The sequence below is a fragment of the Moraxella sp. CTOTU47724 genome, assembly GCF_032014955.1.
Lineage (GTDB): Bacteria > Pseudomonadota > Gammaproteobacteria > Pseudomonadales > Moraxellaceae > Faucicola > Faucicola tetraodonis.
On the sequence record NZ_DALZSV010000023.1, the window covers coordinates 1 to 15,129 of the forward strand.

The following is a 15,129-nucleotide window of genomic DNA, read 5'->3' on the forward strand; positions in this document are numbered from 1 at the left end:
AGCTCCCTATTCCAAATCACCCCCCCCTTACATCAGTAAGGGGGTGTTTTTTTGCATCCCTGAAAAAATCAGAGAAAAACTCAGAATAGAAAATTAATGTTTTTATCACAGACTTTGGGTAAAATAGGCGAAATTTTTGGTGTGAAATTTAAAGTGAGTGTTACCATGCAAATTACCGTTATTGACCATCCCTTAGTTAAGCATAAATTATCATTGATGCGCGAGGCAGATAGTAGCACTTATAAGTTTCGTACCTTGACCAAAGAGCTTGCCCGTTTGATGGCGTATGAAGCAAGCCGTGATTTTCCCATAGAAACAATCAGCATTCAGGGCTGGGAAGGCAACCAAATTGAGGGCATTCAAATCAAAGGTAAAACCGTTACTGTCGTACCTATCTTGCGCGCAGGTTTAGGAATGCTTGATGGAGTTTTAGACCTTATTCCCACGGCAAAAATCTCGATGGTTGGATTGCAACGTGATGAGGATACCCTTGAGCCTGTGCCTTTTTTTGAAAAATTGGTCAAAGATATTAATGAGCGTCCTGCGTTGATTTTAGATCCTATGCTTGCGACTGGCGGTAGTATGGTAGCAACGATTGATATGATGAAAAAACACGGTTGTAAAAATATTAAAGCCTTGGTATTAGTGGCAACGCCTGAAGGGGTAAAAGCGGTGAATGATGCCCATCCTGATGTCAAGATTTTTACCGCAGCACTCGATAGCCATTTGAATGAACAGGGGTATATTATTCCAGGGCTTGGGGATGCAGGGGATAAAATTTTTGGCACAAAACAGCACTGATGGGCAAAACAGTAAAAGTAGTAAAAAAGCTAGATGATTTATCTAGCTTTTTTATTAACAGTTGTATAGTGGCTATTTTTTGGTGGGTTGTAAGCTATCGGCTAAGTCGATAAGCTTGATAAATTCGCGGCGAATACCTTGTGGGTCGTTGCCAAGATTGGCTTGGGCGAATCGCTTGCTGTCATTTAGTTGCCAATTACCGAGGTATTTGCTTTGCTTCAGGGTTTCACCAAAACTTGCCACACTTAGCGCAAATGCCAGCTCATTGCTTGGCTGTTGGGTCTGATTGCTAATTGGCAGGGTCAAAAGCGTTGATGTGTTGCTATTTGGCGCTTTATAGCGCAGTTTTAAAAACCCCAGCTCAGTATTTTTGCCTGTATGATTGATAGGGTAAGCTTGGTAGCGGCTATCGTCTAGCCAACCTTGCTGCCCCACAGGGGTAACTTCAAACAGCGCAACCACGGATTTGCCTGCCCCTAGCTCACCTGCGTCTACTTTATCGTTGTTAAAATCTTCTTTTGCAAGGACACGGTTTTCATAACCAATCAACCTCCATTCTTTAACCGTCTGGGGATTGAATTCCACTTGGACTTTGACGTCTTTTGCCACAGTATTAAAGGTTGCTGACATTTCGTCTACCAAGGCTTTTTTGGCCTCAGACAGGCTGTCAATGTAGCTATAATTACCGTTGCCGTTATCTGCGACTTGCTCCATCATGTGGTCGTTTAAATTGCCTTCACCAAAGCCAAATGTGGAAAGTGACACACCGCTATCACGCTCACGGCGGATAATATCTAGCATTTCATCGACGTCCGATACACCGACATTAAAATCCCCATCGGTCATCATCAAAATGCGGTTGATGCCGTCTTTTTTATAGTGGATTTTTGCTTGTTGATAAGCCAGCTTTATCGCTGCTTCGCCATTGGTCGAGCCACTGGCATCTAGGCTATCAATCGCGGCTAATATTTTGTCGGTATCACTGCCTTTGGTGGCAGGAAGCGTCACTTGGGTACGACCAGCATAGGTCACGATACTGATGGTATCTTGCGACCTCAATTGCTTGGTGAGCATTTTTAGTGAAGATTTGACTAGTGGTAATTTATCGTTGTCTGACATCGAGCCCGATACATCTACCAAAAATACCAAGTTGGCAGGCGGTAAGACGCTTTTTTTGGTGATGGTAGGGTCATCCGCTTTGATAGCCACTTTGATGATACGATTGGGTGTACGCCAAGGTGCGGCAACTGTTTCGGTGCTTACCAAAAAAGGGGCGTTGGCAAGGCGTTTGGCTTGTGAAAAGTCATAGTTAAAATAGTTGATAAGCTCTTCAATACGCACCGCGTCAGTAGGCGGTAATTGTCCGTCGTTTAGAAAACGGCGCACATTGGCGTAGCTGCCCGTGTCAGTATCGATACTAAAGGTGGCAACAGCATCGGTGGCGGTTTGGTGAATGGGGTTGATTGCAAGGTGCTGATATTTTTCGCTATTATCCTGTGGTATCGGCATCGGCATGATAGGCGAGTAGCGTGCCATCTTGCTCATTGCTGCCGCGTCCATCATCATGGTAGGCGCCGCAACTACGGGCGTTGGTTGGGTGATAACGGGTGTGGCAGGGCTGGTATCACGGCTATTTGACGGTGAGGGGCTACACGCCGTCAATAAGCTTTGGGCGATGACAAGGCTCAGTAGTGTTGGCTTAAAAATGTCGCGCTGCATGACTAACTCCTTCTCAATCGTGACTGGCATAACCACAGTTTACGACATTTTTTGATGAAAAAGGCAGTTTTTTGCGATAAAACCCGCTAGACAGGGCTGTGGTTAGCGCGGTGTCAGCGGTTAAATAGGTTAAGAATAATAGTGAGAATGATACTCACGATAATCATAGTGACGATGGGAAAATGAAAACTAAAGCTGCCATCTTGCGAGCGATAATTAACGTCCCCTGGCATACGACCAAACCAACTAAAGGCATTGGGAAAAAACAGATAAATTAAGCCAATGATGAGAAATAAAATCCCTATCCCAATAAAAATTTTTGCCATGCTCAGAACCTTTTTGTTTTTATAATGGCTTGTATTTTATTGATTTTTTAATGTTTTTAGTGCTACGTTTAGTTGTTAAGATGTAAGCTTAATGTGAAAATAAAAATTTAAATTTTATTGAGAATTTTTTATCAATAAGAAAGGCTGTCACATAATGTTTGAGGCTTCGAGTCTTTATTTGGAACAATACATTGGATTTTTAGACAGAAGGTGAAATAACGCAGCCATCAGTCATGGGAATGGTTTAATCCATTCAGACTATAGGTTATTTCTAGCTAATTATTTTGCATTTAACGATTACAGTATTCGAAGAAAACACCAAAATCAAATTGGGAGATTTTAGAAATCATCAAAGTCTAAACCAAGTTAAAGGTGCTAAACACTCTTTTTTTAATCATACAAAAAACATAAAATCGCTATCAATCTTCAGACATGGCATTAAAATTGAAATTATTTAAAAATAAATGAGGCGGCTTGTAGAAATACTCTACAAGCCTTGAATAACATAAACTATTTAGTTTTCCGCGGCGGTAAGCCTGTATGTTGCGTTTGGAAATTACTCTTTTTCGGATTCGGTTTTTTACCAAAGCTCGTGGGCGTGGGTTTTTTTTCCGATTTACTTTGCCCATTATTTGAATTGGAGTTATCCGCTTTACCATTACGCTTAACAGAATCGCCACCTGCTGAGCTGTTTTTCTTTCTTGCCGATTGGTAAATGTCTTCGCCTTCCAATTTTGGGTTATAAGGCGGAATTAAACACTGACTGCCATGCCCAATCAAATCCTCACGCCCCAAATCTTTAAGCGATTGACGCAGCAGTGCCCAATTTTTGGGGTCGTGGTAACGTAAATACGCTTTGTGGAGTTTACGCTGTTTACCCGATTTGACGATTTCCACCCCTTCGCTGTCACGGGTGACTTTATGTAAGGGGTCTTTGGCAGTATGATACATGGTAGTAGCAGTTGCCATCGGGCTTGGGTAAAAGGCTTGCACTTGGTCGGCACGAAAGCCATTGCGCTTGAGCCAAATCGCCAAGTTCATCATGTCGGTGTCGGTGGTACCAGGGTGCGCGGCAATAAAATACGGAATCAAATATTGCTCTTTACCTGCTTCACGGCTGTATTTGTCGAACATCTGCTTGAAAGTATCATACGTCCCCATGCCCGGTTTCATCATTTTGGAGAGTACATTGGTTTCGGAATGTTCGGGGGCGATTTTGAGGTATCCACCGACATGGTGGGTGACCAATTCTTTGACATATTCGGGGTCTTTAACCGCCAAATCATAGCGCAAGCCTGACGCAATCAGGATTTTTTTCACCCCTTTGATATCACGAGCTTTGCGATACAGTTGGGTGAGAGGACTGTGGTCGGTGAGTAAGTTGTCGCAAATATCGGGATACACGCAGGACGGTTTGCGGCAGTTTTTCTCAATGGCATCGTCTTTACAATGCAGACGGTACATGTTAGCAGTCGGTCCACCAAGGTCAGAAATTACCCCGGTAAATGACGGCTCGGTGTCGCGGATTTTTTTGATTTCGCCCAAGATAGACTCTTCTGAACGGTTTTGGATAATCCGTCCTTCATGTTCGGTAATCGAGCAGAAGGTACAGCCGCCAAAACAGCCGCGCATGATATTGACTGATAATTTAATCATGTCGTAGGCAGGAATTCTTGCGTTGCCGTAGTTAGGGTGGGGCAAACGCGCATACGGCAAATCAAAGATATAATCCATCTCTTCCATGGTAAGTGGAATGGGCGGCGGATTGAGCCATACATCAATGTCGCCATGTCGCTGCACCAAGGCGCGGGCGTTATGCGGATTGGTTTCTAGGTGCAAAATACGGTTGGCATGGGCGTAAAGTACCGGGTCGGATTTGACCTGCTCAAAGTCGGGCAAGCGAATCACGGTTTTGTCACGGGGCGGCAACGGGCGTTTGTGTTTTAAGGCGTTTTTATTGGGGTCTTTGAGGTTGACCACTTGGATGTCTTGGCTTTCAGCGACCTTATCAGCATTGAGCACTTTGTGCTCGACTTTATCTGCCACAAAACCTTTGTATTGACTCTCAAGGGTTTTTTCTTGTTCGATGTGACAGTCGCCCACATCTTCCATCATCACATACGGATTGATAATTGGGTCAACGCGCCCAACGGTGTCGACGTCGTTACTGGCGATTTCTATCATGTCGGCTTGCCAGTGTTTTTTGGTTTGTGTCGACAGATACGCGGTGCCACGCACTTTGGCAAGGTCTTCAAAACGGTAACCTTTGGCAAGTGCATCTACAACATCGACAATCGCGCGCTCGGCATTGCCATACAGCAAAATATCAGCGCGGCTATCCATCAAAATGCTACGGCGCACTTTATCTGACCAATAATCATAATGAGCGATACGGCGCAGCGAGCCTTCAATCCCGCCCAAAATAATGGGAACATCGGGATAGGCTTCACGGCAGCGCTGGCTATATACCACAGCCGCACGGTCGGGGCGTTTGTCGGGGGCATTGTCTGGCGAGTAGGCATCGTCACTGCGAATGCGTCTATCGGCGGTGTAGCGGTTAATCATGCTGTCCATATTGCCTGCGGTGACGCCCCACGCAATGGTCGGTTTGCCAAGGGTCATAAAAGCGTCTTTGCTCGTCCAGTCTGGCTGGGCAATGATACCGACGCGAAAGCCTTGCGACTCTAACAGTCTGCCGATGATTGCCATGCCAAAGCTTGGGTGATCCACGTAGGCATCGCCTGAGACGATAATGACATCACAGGCATCCCAACCAAGGGCATCCATTTCGGCTCGGCTCATCGGCAAAAATGGCGCAGGCTCAAAGCAGCTTGCCCAGTGTTTGTCATAGTCAAATAAGGCTTTGGCGCCTTGTTTAAAGGCTTTGTTGGCAATAGTTTCGGCGGACATAGGCTTGGATATTAAATAAAATGAATATGGCTCATTTTATCATGAATCAATTTTGCGATGGGGGTTTATAGGGCGAAATAACAAAAAAACCTGATTAAATTAGTCGGGTTTAATTAAAGGGTAAAGCGATTCAGTATTTTTGTAAAAATTAACGGAAAAAGTGACTGTCAAATGGCTAGATGGTGATTAAAATGGAGGGTAATGGAAGGTATTGAATATTACCCTATTATTTAAACCAAAATAAACCAATCGCAGCTTGTTAAGTAGGTAGAATTTTTTTAAATAACGGGTAGTTTTCAACTTTTTGCTCATTTTTATTCAGCTTTCTTAATCAACTTTTTAATCAATAAAGCAATACTGATTCACCCTGATTTTATGCTAGTTTAATGCTAAAATGAGATATCAAGGTTATTAAAATGATGCTATGACCGATACCTTTGCTGATGCCCTAGAAGCGCTTGATCCGCTAACACCTGAGCCTACTAAGCTTTCGCCCCCGACAGAGCCGAAGCCTAGACGGCGGTTGCCGTATATGGCGTATGAACACCAGCAGCAAATCACCCGTCTGTGTGTGCGCTGTGGACTGCTACTAATGCAATATGGGGCAGAGTCGGCAACGGTAACAGATTTGTGCCGCCGATTGGGGTTAGCGTTGGGGTTGGCCAGCGTGGAGTGTGGGATTGCCTATAATGGCTTGACCATCACCACAATTTATAATAACCGTTGTATTACCACCTTGCGCGCGTCAACCACCCATGCCATCAATGTCAATATCGTTGTACAAATTCAGCGAATTGTACTGGATTTGGAAAGTATGCCGGTGACGAGTACCCTAGAGCATGCGACTTATCGATTTGATGAGATTGATCGCGGCACTTATCCTGCCAAGATGGTCGCGCCGATGGTCGGTGTGGCGTGTGCCTGCTTTGCGTATTTGGCAGGGGGCGATATACTGGTGTGTTTGGTGACTTTTATTGCGAGCATGATGGGGTATTCGCTGCGGCTATGGCTGAGTAACCGCAACTTTAACCCATTTATATCCGCGCTCATAGCGGCGTGTTTTGGCTCCATCTTCGCCAGTACCGCGCTGTTATTGGGGATTGGTAACGACCCGCATATTGCTATGGCGTCGAGTGTGCTTTGGTTGGTTCCCAGTTTTCCTTTGATAAATTCATTATCAGATATGCTCAAGGGGTATATGAACATCGGTATCGGGCGCTTTATGTTTGTGATTATCTTGACGTTATCGAGCTGTATCGGCATCGTGTTGTCACTGCTACTACTAAATATCAGTCATTGGGGCGTGGGTTGATGAAAGCGTTTGATAAAATTTTATTGCCAATATTGGGTAGGGTGAAAAATGGCGATTGATGCGATTGCCTTGATACGCGCAGCAACTTTTGCTTGCTTGATGACGCTTGGCTGGACACTGCTTGTCAATGTGCCGCGCCGCTATATTTGGCAATGCTTATTGTTGACCGTGCTAGGTTACGGACTTAGAGAGCTATTAAAACAACTGTCAGTCAATTTGATACTAGCGACATTTGTGGCAGCGGGTATTTCATCGTTTGTGGCAATTTATTTGGCAAAAAAATATTTACTCACCCCAAAAATGATTTTGGTGCCTGCCATGCTGTGTATGATGCCAGGGATTACCGCGTACAAAGCTATGATTAGCTTTGTACAGCTAGGCTACTATGGCTACAATCCACAAGTATTTACCCAAATGATGGATTTTAGCTTCAATGCGATATTTGTGACCGCTGCGTTGGTGTTTGGCATTTCGTTGCCGACGTCATTTTGGTATCGCACTAAGCCCATTGTTTGAGCCCATTGTCTGATGGCGCATTAATCTAACTAATCTAACTGGATTTTAGTGCCTACCTTGGAGAAGTTCATCACAAATTGACTTTTAAAGCGTCGGACATTGTTTTCATAAGTTAAATTATCACGGGTAAAACGGTGATATTCCGCCATATTTTTGGCATGTACCAATAGCAAAAAGTCATAATCCCCTGAGATTTCATAACAACTCATCACGTTGGGCAATCGGTTCATCAAGCGCTCAAAGCCATGCTGCAGCGCGGTATTTTGTTTTTCCATTTCAATCAGCACAAACGCGCTTAAATCAAAGCCCAATTCGGTGGGGTTGACAATCACTACTTGGCGAGTAATCACCCCCGTCTCTGTCATCATTTGGATACGGCGCTGACAGGTCGCTACCGATGCATGCACTTTTTCGGCGATGTTCTTAAGCGGTAGCGTCGCATCTTCTTGCAACAAGTTTAAAATACGTTTATCGATATCATCGATTTCATGAATCATAGCCATGTCCTTCTAAAAATATAAAATAAGACAAATTGAGAAAAATATAGCAAATTTATCTTATATTAATATTAAATTATCACAAATTGGGGGATTTTGAAATAATTTACCAAAGATAATTGTTATACTGCTTGGCAATTTAACCGCAAAAGCAAAAATATAACAAGGTCAATTATGTCAGTCTCCAGCGCTTTATCACCATCCTCTATCGTTGTCCAGCCCAAGGCAACAACCCGTCAGCCCGCTACCGCTGCCAAAAAGTTACGTTTTGGGGTGGTGTTGGCATTGATTTCTAATGTGTTGTTTGGCGTGCTATATCTGTATAGTCACTGGCTTGCGCCGTTGTCAGGCACGCAAGTTTTTTTGTGGCGCATGGTGGCGATGTGGTTTGGGTTGGTGGGGCTGTTGGCCGTGACGCAAAGTTTTGGGCAACTCAAAGCATTTTTGATGGGATTAAACAAACAACAATGGGTTTTATTGCTGTTGCCGACACCGATTTTGGCAAGTCAGCTATGGCTGTTTATGTGGGCGCCTATCAATGGACAGGCGGTCAATACCGCAATGGGGTATTTTTTGCTTCCCTTGATGATGGTACTGATGGGCTGTGTGGTGTTTAAAGAAACCTTAAATCGATTGCAGTGGGCGGCGATTATCGCTGCGTCGGCAGGGGTAGGATTGCAATTTTGGCTCGCGGGGAGTGTATCGTGGGTCACTGCATGGGTGTGTTTGACTTATCCGATTTATTATGGACTGCGCCGCTGGCAAGGGGTACCTGCGCTGTTGGGGCTGTTCGTTGATTTGTCAGTGATTGCACCGATTGCCCTAGGTTTTTTATTATGGCAAAACAGCAGTATATCGATAGTCACTGGGTCAATGACAATGGGGCTGCTATTGATTGGACTGGGTATGATTAGTGCGCTTGCCATGCAGACCAACCTCAAAGCCAGTCAGGTGTTGCCGATGAACACCTTTGGTATGCTCAGTTATCTTGAACCTGCGCTGATGTTTTTATTGTCCATTTTTGTGCTGCATGAAGCTGTCAATGGTACCATGATTGCCAGTTTTGCTTTAATTTGGGTAGGGGTATTGCTGATGATCGTAAATGCAATACGAGTGTCCAAAAAAAGCCACTCAACCGCTATTTGTGACTAGGTAAGCTAATATTCTTGATTTAATGGATGGCTAAGTATGTAATAAATTGTTAAAATTGCGCTGAACAAAAATTGTAAAACCATAAAGACTGAGGTGCTGCTTGGGGCAAATTCATTATCTAACTTATGTGAGCCGTATGACGTTGAAAGCTGGCGTAACCCCTAGAACGCTGTCTGATATCATGACGGTGGCACAGCGTGAGAACCTTGCCCATCAAATTACCGGTTTTTTGTGCTTTGGTAATGGCTATTTTTTTCAGTACATTGAAGGCGAAAAATCAGCGATTGAGCAATTATTTGGTAACATTCAGCGTGATGGGCGCAACCGCGATGTCACGCTCAAGTCTAAAGGGATGATCGAACAACGGCTGTTTCAAGATTGGCAAATGTTGATGGTCAATATCAATAACCCAGAAACACATGAAGATGTTATCAATGCGTTTTTACCTGTGTTGTCAGCTAGGTCAACAGCAGCAGCGGCTGATAAGTTTGTTGAGGTCATGCGGTCACAATATCATCGCCGTAGCTTGGTGGATTTTCAAAGCTATTCTCTTAAAAATGTCAGTCATTATGGGGTCAGTCTGCGCGGACTGCTCAAAGTGCATCAGCATTTTTTATTGGTTCAGAGCATTTTACTGGTATTGATTTTGATTAGTTTTAGCCTATTTTGGGGTCTGTAGCACCGAGAAATCTGTAGCATCGAGAAATATGTTATCCGCTATTGAATATTGAACTCGCTTACCGAAAATCACACGCCGCTACATGGTCATTCACCATACCGACTGCTTGCATAAACGCATAGCAAATCGTCGAGCCCACAAATTTAAACCCGTCTTTTTTAAGCTGTTTTGACATCTTATCTGAACATTCAGTGTTGCTGGGGATATCAGCAAAGGTTTTTGGGTGATTATCCTGCGGTATTTTTGCCACGCCGCTGGGCGACAAGTCCCAAAGATAATCGCTAAAAGCTTGCGTTTCGGTAATTTTTAGATAGCATTTGGCATTGTTGATAATGGCTTTAATTTTACCGCGGTGGCGAATAATGCCCGCATCGGTCATGAGACTATCGACCATGTCATCATCAAACTGCGCAATAATTGCAGGGTCAAAATCAGCAAATACTTGGTAATAACGCTCGCGTTTTTTGAGTATGGTAATCCAACTAAGTCCCGCTTGCATACCTTCCAAACACAGCATGGCAAATAGATGACGGTCATCATCACTGGGCTTTCCCCATTCATTGTCGTGGTAAGCTTGATAAAGTGGGTCCGTGCCGCACCATTCACAGCGATTATAGGCTTTCATCCTATGCCTCATGGTATTGAAAGGTTTATTATAACCGCCTTGGGCAAAAAAAACGCCAGCATTTGCTAGCGTTTTTAGGTATCAATTTTTAGTCTATCTTTTAATCTATCTTTTAATCCATCAAATCAATATTTTTGGTTTCTTTAATTGAGAATAACGCAATGAGAGAAATCAAACCGTTAATAACAATATATATAGCCACACCTTTCATGCCATATTGCTCATTGATTTTGATGGCATAAATCGCAGGAATCGATGCACCCACAATCGCCGCTAGATTGTAAGCCAGTGACGCACCTGAATACCGTACTTCGGTGGGGAACAGCTCTGGTAATAGCGCTGCCATTGGACCAAATGACATACCCATACATGCCATGCCCAAAATGAGGAAAATAAATACCGTGGTTGGTGTGCCATTGCTGAGCAGCATTGGCATAAAGCAGGCAAACACCATACATAATATAGTCACGCCAATCAGCCATTTTCTACGACCGATTTTATCCGCGCCAATCCCTGAGATACTGGTAAAAATACCAAACACAATCGCAGCCACCAATAAAAAGCCAGTAAAGGTATTTGGGGCAATACCTAACCCTGTTGGGAAACCAAAAGAAGATAATTTTGCCGGGCTTTTTGAATAGGCTTGTACGAAGGCGGTCATGATATAAAAAATCACATAAGTCATTGCCATCAAGAATGTGCCTTGCACCATCGGACGCCAATATTGGGTAATGACTTTTGACACAGGGGCGTTAACTTTTTTGCCTTCGGCTTCAGCGGTAAGGAAAACATGGCTTTCATGCAGGCTTAAACGTACCCAAAGACCCACACCCACAAGCACGATTGAAATAAGAAACGGGATGCGCCATGCCCACTCGACCAAGGCATCTTTTCCTAAAAAATAACTGAGTAAAAAGAACACTAAATTGGCTAAAAATAACCCAATCGGCGCGCCTAACTGCGGGAAAGTACCATACCAAGCACGTTTGCCTTCTGGCGCATTTTCGGTGGCGACCAAGGCAGCACCGCCCCATTCACCGCCAAGCCCAATCCCTTGACCCACACGAAGTAAACATAACAATAATGGGGCAATGACGCCTACTTGGGCATAAGTCGGTAGCAAACCAATCGCTACAGTTGACAAACCCATCGTGAGCAGAGAGGCCACCAAGGTTTTTTTACGACCGAGTTTATCACCAAAGTGACCAAATAACGCTGAACCGAAAGGGCGGGCAATAAACGCCAATGCCAACGTCGAAAGCGAGTAAAGCATCGCCGCTTTTTCATCGGTTTTATCAAAAAACTGGGTATTAAAAATCAATACCGCCGCAGCGGCATAAATATAATAATCATAAAACTCAATAGCCGTACCAATCATGGATGCCACGGCGACCTTTTTTGGGTCATTGCGTAGCGCGATATGCTGATGATCAGGGTGCGCGGTTGAAACGGTTGCCATGATGTCTACCCTCCTTAGATAATAAAAGTTTAAGTGAAAATTAATATACATAAAATATTGGAATGAATTATAAATCATAATTTGTCAAAGACTTGATAAAAATAGTTAAGGTGAAGCAAAAATTTGGTTATTAATCGCTGATTTGATAAATTTGGTCAGCTTATCCATAATAAGCCATCACAAAATAGATATTAAAAATTAAGAGGTAACCATGATTCGTGAGCTAGCCATTACCGACTTTTCTGCCACCGCAAACGATACCGTTTGGGATGTGCGGGATAGTAAAGCATTTGCGCAAGGACATATTGAGTGTGCCAAAAACCAACCCTTGGATACGCTGACGGCAGAGTTATTAGCAACCACGGATGGCACTATCTATGTGCTATGCGGTGGCGGCAGCAAAGCCGCCAAAGCTGTCGCTTTGCTCAATGAGATTGACCCAAATCGGGACATCGTCCATCTGACGGGTGGTACGCGTGCGGCAAAAGCGGCAGGTATGACCATCGTGAGTGAAAATCAATAAATGTTAGAATTAGCCAAAAACATCATCTTTACAGGCGTGGCAGGTACAGGCAAAACCTACCAACTGCAACAAATCGCCAAACAATATACTGAGATATTGCCAGTAGCCAATGCCGATGATTTACTAAAAAATTTGGTAGAGCCATTAAGCTGGCGAGAGGTGATTTGTTTAGTATTTTTAGATGAAAGAAAAAAGGGAAAATCATTACTTAAAGTTGCTGAAATCACTAACAACTTATTCTTTGTTACTAAGCTAAAAATTAACCAACGCGAAAAGGCAATTGCCAATACGGCATGGTCAACGCTACAGCAATTTAGTCCTGCAGATTCCAAAAATGTATTGGTAAAAAATAAATCTAGTCAATCGTATTTTGATAAAGACGATAGCAGTAATTGGTTTTTATTAGCAGACAGCTTGCCGTTATTAGCAGACTTGCAAAACAAACTCGATGATTACCAAGCGGCGATTCACAGCCAGTTTCAGCCCAACTATTTACAGCCAAAGCTAGAACGCTTTAGTTTTGTCAGTTTTCATCAAGCGTATGGGTATGAAGAATTTGTCGAAGGGATTCGTCCCCACATCGCGGACAATGGGCAGATGAGCTATCGCATTGAGTCAGGGGCATTTCTTAGACTGTGTCAACAAGCCAAACATGACCCTAGCCACCGTTATGCCATGTTGATTGACGAAATCAACCGCGCCAATGTCGCCCGCGTGTTTGGGGAGTTGATGAGTTTGATTGAACCTACCAAACGCGCAGGACAGACAGATAGGCTGTCGGTGAATTTGGCGTATTCGCGTCAGCCGTTTAGTGTGCCTAGCAATGTCGATATCTACGCCACCATGAACAGCCAAGATCATTCATTGGCGCCGCTCGATATGGCATTTCGCCGCCGTTTTGAATTTATTGAATGTCAACCACAGCCACAGTTGTTGGGTAAAGTGATGGCAAATGGGATTGAGATTGATTTAGCCAAGTTGTTGACCGCATTGAATGAAAGAATCTTGCAAAATTTGGCAAAAGACAGCCAGTTAGGGCATAGTTTTTTGTGGGGTATTGATTCGCTGCAAGCGTTAAGCGCTGCGTTTAGCCAATCCATCATCCCACAAGTGGCGCAAGCCTGCCAGCACCATGGACAAATCTTGCAAGCAATCTTTGGGCAACGCTTTATTAGGCTAGTTGATAACAAAAAAGCAACTGGATTTATGGCGCAGCAAGCGGGGTTTGACATCAATACCCAAGCGCTTGATGAGCCAAATAACTATCTTGCAATCTATCAAAGCGCCCAATGAAAGCCATCATCACGTTTGAACATAGTTGCCTGACCGCGGCAGATTTTGACGATGGGCAGGATTTTGACTGGCTTATTGAGCAAAATTTTGACGTGTTTCGCATTGAGCGTAAACAGCAGCAGTGGCAACTCAAAGTGCGCCACTATATCGGTGTGATTGGGTTGCCCAGTGGCGGGCAAATTGAGATTTTGCCAAAACTTGCACAAAGCCAAATTACCCATGCCGATGAAGTTGCCCAAACCCGTCAATGGGTGCAACAGATGCTGACAGCGGTGTGGCAAGCCTTATTGCCCAAGTCGTTACCCAATCTAGCCAATCAACTACTCATCAATCCTCCAGCCCCCAATCCTCCACCCAGCAATCATTCACTATCGCTTAGCGAGTGGCTACAAGCGTATTTTTGGCAGGGATTTGCCCAGTATGTGCCCAATCAGCAATATCAGCAATTTGAGCAAAATCAGTCCTACCTGCAGGGTAAATTACTGGTCAAAGAGCAATTGCAGCATAACTTCCACCAGCCGCATAAGTTTTATCATCAGACTGAAAATTTTGCGATGGATACCGCGGGCAATCGCTTGGTAAAAACCACCATCGAGCGGGTGATTGGCAGCATGGCTTTCCCATTACCGCCTCAGTGGCAAGCAGTGGGTACCGTTGCCAAAGACTTATACGACATCTTATTTTCTCAAGCGCTGCAAGAGTTGACCGCGTTGCCCAGTCTGCTTGCCCAGCGTAATTATACTTTTATCAGCTTTTGTTATGCGCTGCTGACGCTACAACAAGCCAGTAACCAAGGGCAGTTTTTGACCCCAACTTGGCTGGTGAATATGCCATTTGCCTTTGAAAAATGGGTGGGCAGGAAAATCCATGAACAATTTGTAGGGCAGAATTTTGAGCTAGTTGAGCAAAAAAGACAGCCATTGACCGTGCAGCAAGGGTTAACCATCAAACCCGATATTTGGCTAAAGTCTCCCGACAAACTCATTATTGCCGATGTAAAATGGAAAAAAACTGCTACTTTCAACGACATAAGCTTGGCTGATATGTACCAACTACTTACCTACGCCAGTGAGTTTGATGCCGATGAAGCTTGGCTGATTGTCCCAACACTAAGCACACAGTTAATGGCACAGCAGATTGAATTTTGCCAACCCAAAAAAACCCGATTTTATCTGATGCCTTTTGCGGTGACGCAAGGGTGTTTAAACCTTTTTCATTAAAATTATTCAAAAAAAATGCTAATTCGTTTTATTTTATCAATGAGAAAGGTGAGAATTAACAACTTTTCTAGCCACCAAAACTTGGTAGAATAACCGC

Annotated in this window: 14 protein-coding genes; 8 read left to right on the forward strand and 6 right to left on the reverse strand. The window is 43.9% G+C overall.

From position 1 onward, the window contains the following. The first annotated feature begins 165 nt into the window (after positions 1–165). Positions 166–801 (forward strand): uracil phosphoribosyltransferase, encoded by a 636-nt coding sequence (gene upp, locus RTR63_RS06365; RefSeq protein WP_065263959.1) that lies wholly within the window; start codon positions 166–168, stop codon positions 799–801. 72 nt (positions 802–873) lie between these two features. Here upp and RTR63_RS06370 read toward each other — a convergent pair whose 3' ends face one another. From RTR63_RS06370 to RTR63_RS06380, 3 genes are all read right to left on the reverse strand, one after another. Further along, positions 874–2,520 (reverse strand): vWA domain-containing protein, encoded by a 1,647-nt coding sequence (locus RTR63_RS06370; RefSeq protein ID WP_312523316.1) that lies wholly within the window; start codon positions 2,518–2,520, stop codon positions 874–876. Between the two features lie 113 nt (positions 2,521–2,633). After that, on the reverse strand, positions 2,634–2,846 hold the full coding sequence (locus tag RTR63_RS06375) for a DUF2905 family protein (protein WP_219332143.1): 213 nt from the start codon (positions 2,844–2,846) through the stop codon (positions 2,634–2,636). A gap of 510 nt (positions 2,847–3,356) precedes the next feature. Continuing rightward, positions 3,357–5,756, reverse strand: a complete 2,400-nt coding sequence (locus RTR63_RS06380) for a YgiQ family radical SAM protein (RefSeq protein WP_312523317.1) — start codon at positions 5,754–5,756, stop codon at positions 3,357–3,359. 424 nt (positions 5,757–6,180) lie between these two features. Between RTR63_RS06380 and RTR63_RS06385 the strand changes: the two genes are divergently transcribed. Then, positions 6,181–7,068 (forward strand): threonine/serine exporter family protein, encoded by an 888-nt coding sequence (locus RTR63_RS06385; protein ID WP_312523319.1) that lies wholly within the window; start codon positions 6,181–6,183, stop codon positions 7,066–7,068. A gap of 48 nt (positions 7,069–7,116) precedes the next feature. Further along, a complete protein-coding gene (locus RTR63_RS06390; protein ID WP_007115872.1) occupies positions 7,117–7,584 on the forward strand; it encodes a threonine/serine exporter family protein in 468 nt (155 codons plus the stop codon). A gap of 29 nt (positions 7,585–7,613) precedes the next feature. Here the strand turns inward: RTR63_RS06390 and RTR63_RS06395 are convergent, their stop codons facing one another. Next, positions 7,614–8,081 (reverse strand): Lrp/AsnC family transcriptional regulator, encoded by a 468-nt coding sequence (locus tag RTR63_RS06395; RefSeq protein ID WP_062331430.1) that lies wholly within the window; start codon positions 8,079–8,081, stop codon positions 7,614–7,616. 174 nt (positions 8,082–8,255) lie between these two features. Here RTR63_RS06395 and rarD point away from each other — a divergent pair, with 174 nt between their 5' ends. Together rarD and RTR63_RS06405 are read left to right on the forward strand one after the other, a co-directional pair. Beyond that, entirely contained in the window at positions 8,256–9,233 is a 978-nt protein-coding gene (rarD, locus tag RTR63_RS06400) for an EamA family transporter RarD (RefSeq protein WP_312523321.1), read from the forward strand. A gap of 100 nt (positions 9,234–9,333) precedes the next feature. Next, on the forward strand, positions 9,334–9,912 hold the full coding sequence (locus tag RTR63_RS06405) for a BLUF domain-containing protein (protein ID WP_264754915.1): 579 nt from the start codon (positions 9,334–9,336) through the stop codon (positions 9,910–9,912). A 58-nt stretch (positions 9,913–9,970) separates the two neighbouring features. On the opposite strand, the gene RTR63_RS06410 is transcribed toward RTR63_RS06405, so the two are convergent. After that, positions 9,971–10,537 carry a DNA-3-methyladenine glycosylase I gene (locus tag RTR63_RS06410; RefSeq protein WP_082168302.1) on the reverse strand — a complete coding sequence of 189 codons (567 nt, stop codon included), beginning with the start codon at positions 10,535–10,537 and terminating at the stop codon, positions 9,971–9,973. A gap of 112 nt (positions 10,538–10,649) precedes the next feature. Then, positions 10,650–11,999, reverse strand: coding sequence for an MFS transporter (locus RTR63_RS06415; protein WP_409418203.1), 1,350 nt, complete (start codon positions 11,997–11,999; stop codon positions 10,650–10,652). A gap of 208 nt (positions 12,000–12,207) precedes the next feature. On the opposite strand from RTR63_RS06415, the gene RTR63_RS06420 reads away from it, so the two are divergent. From RTR63_RS06420 to RTR63_RS06430, 3 genes are read left to right on the forward strand one after another with little or no spacing between them, the layout of a single operon-like run. Further along, a complete protein-coding gene (locus RTR63_RS06420) occupies positions 12,208–12,519 on the forward strand; it encodes a rhodanese-like domain-containing protein (protein ID WP_312523322.1) in 312 nt (103 codons plus the stop codon). Further along, positions 12,520–13,812, forward strand: coding sequence for an McrB family protein (locus RTR63_RS06425; RefSeq protein WP_312523323.1), 1,293 nt, complete (start codon positions 12,520–12,522; stop codon positions 13,810–13,812). Then, positions 13,809–15,032, forward strand: a complete 1,224-nt coding sequence (locus RTR63_RS06430; protein WP_312523324.1) for a 5-methylcytosine restriction system specificity protein McrC — start codon at positions 13,809–13,811, stop codon at positions 15,030–15,032. Before RTR63_RS06425 ends, RTR63_RS06430 begins: the two co-directional genes overlap by 4 nt. Positions 15,033–15,129: the final 97 nt, after the last annotated feature.

Excerpts from the sequence above, each read along its gene's own strand:
- RTR63_RS06425 (WP_312523323.1), top strand. The coding sequence starts at position 12,520 with ATGTTAGAATTAGCCAAAAACATCATCTTTACAGGCGTGGCAGGTACA.
- RTR63_RS06420 (WP_312523322.1), top strand. The coding sequence starts at position 12,208 with ATGATTCGTGAGCTAGCCATTACCGACTTTTCTGCCACCGCAAACGAT.
- RTR63_RS06430 (WP_312523324.1), top strand. The coding sequence starts at position 13,809 with ATGAAAGCCATCATCACGTTTGAACATAGTTGCCTGACCGCGGCAGAT.
- RTR63_RS06385 (WP_312523319.1), top strand. The coding sequence starts at position 6,181 with ATGACCGATACCTTTGCTGATGCCCTAGAAGCGCTTGATCCGCTAACA.
- rarD (WP_312523321.1), top strand. The coding sequence starts at position 8,256 with ATGTCAGTCTCCAGCGCTTTATCACCATCCTCTATCGTTGTCCAGCCC.
- RTR63_RS06375 (WP_219332143.1), bottom strand. The coding sequence starts at position 2,846 with ATGGCAAAAATTTTTATTGGGATAGGGATTTTATTTCTCATCATTGGC.
- RTR63_RS06370 (WP_312523316.1), bottom strand. The coding sequence starts at position 2,520 with ATGCAGCGCGACATTTTTAAGCCAACACTACTGAGCCTTGTCATCGCC.
- RTR63_RS06395 (WP_062331430.1), bottom strand. The coding sequence starts at position 8,081 with ATGATTCATGAAATCGATGATATCGATAAACGTATTTTAAACTTGTTG.
- RTR63_RS06390 (WP_007115872.1), top strand. The coding sequence starts at position 7,117 with ATGGCGATTGATGCGATTGCCTTGATACGCGCAGCAACTTTTGCTTGC.
- RTR63_RS06380 (WP_312523317.1), bottom strand. The coding sequence starts at position 5,756 with ATGTCCGCCGAAACTATTGCCAACAAAGCCTTTAAACAAGGCGCCAAA.
- upp (WP_065263959.1), top strand. The coding sequence starts at position 166 with ATGCAAATTACCGTTATTGACCATCCCTTAGTTAAGCATAAATTATCA.
- RTR63_RS06410 (WP_082168302.1), bottom strand. The coding sequence starts at position 10,537 with ATGAAAGCCTATAATCGCTGTGAATGGTGCGGCACGGACCCACTTTAT.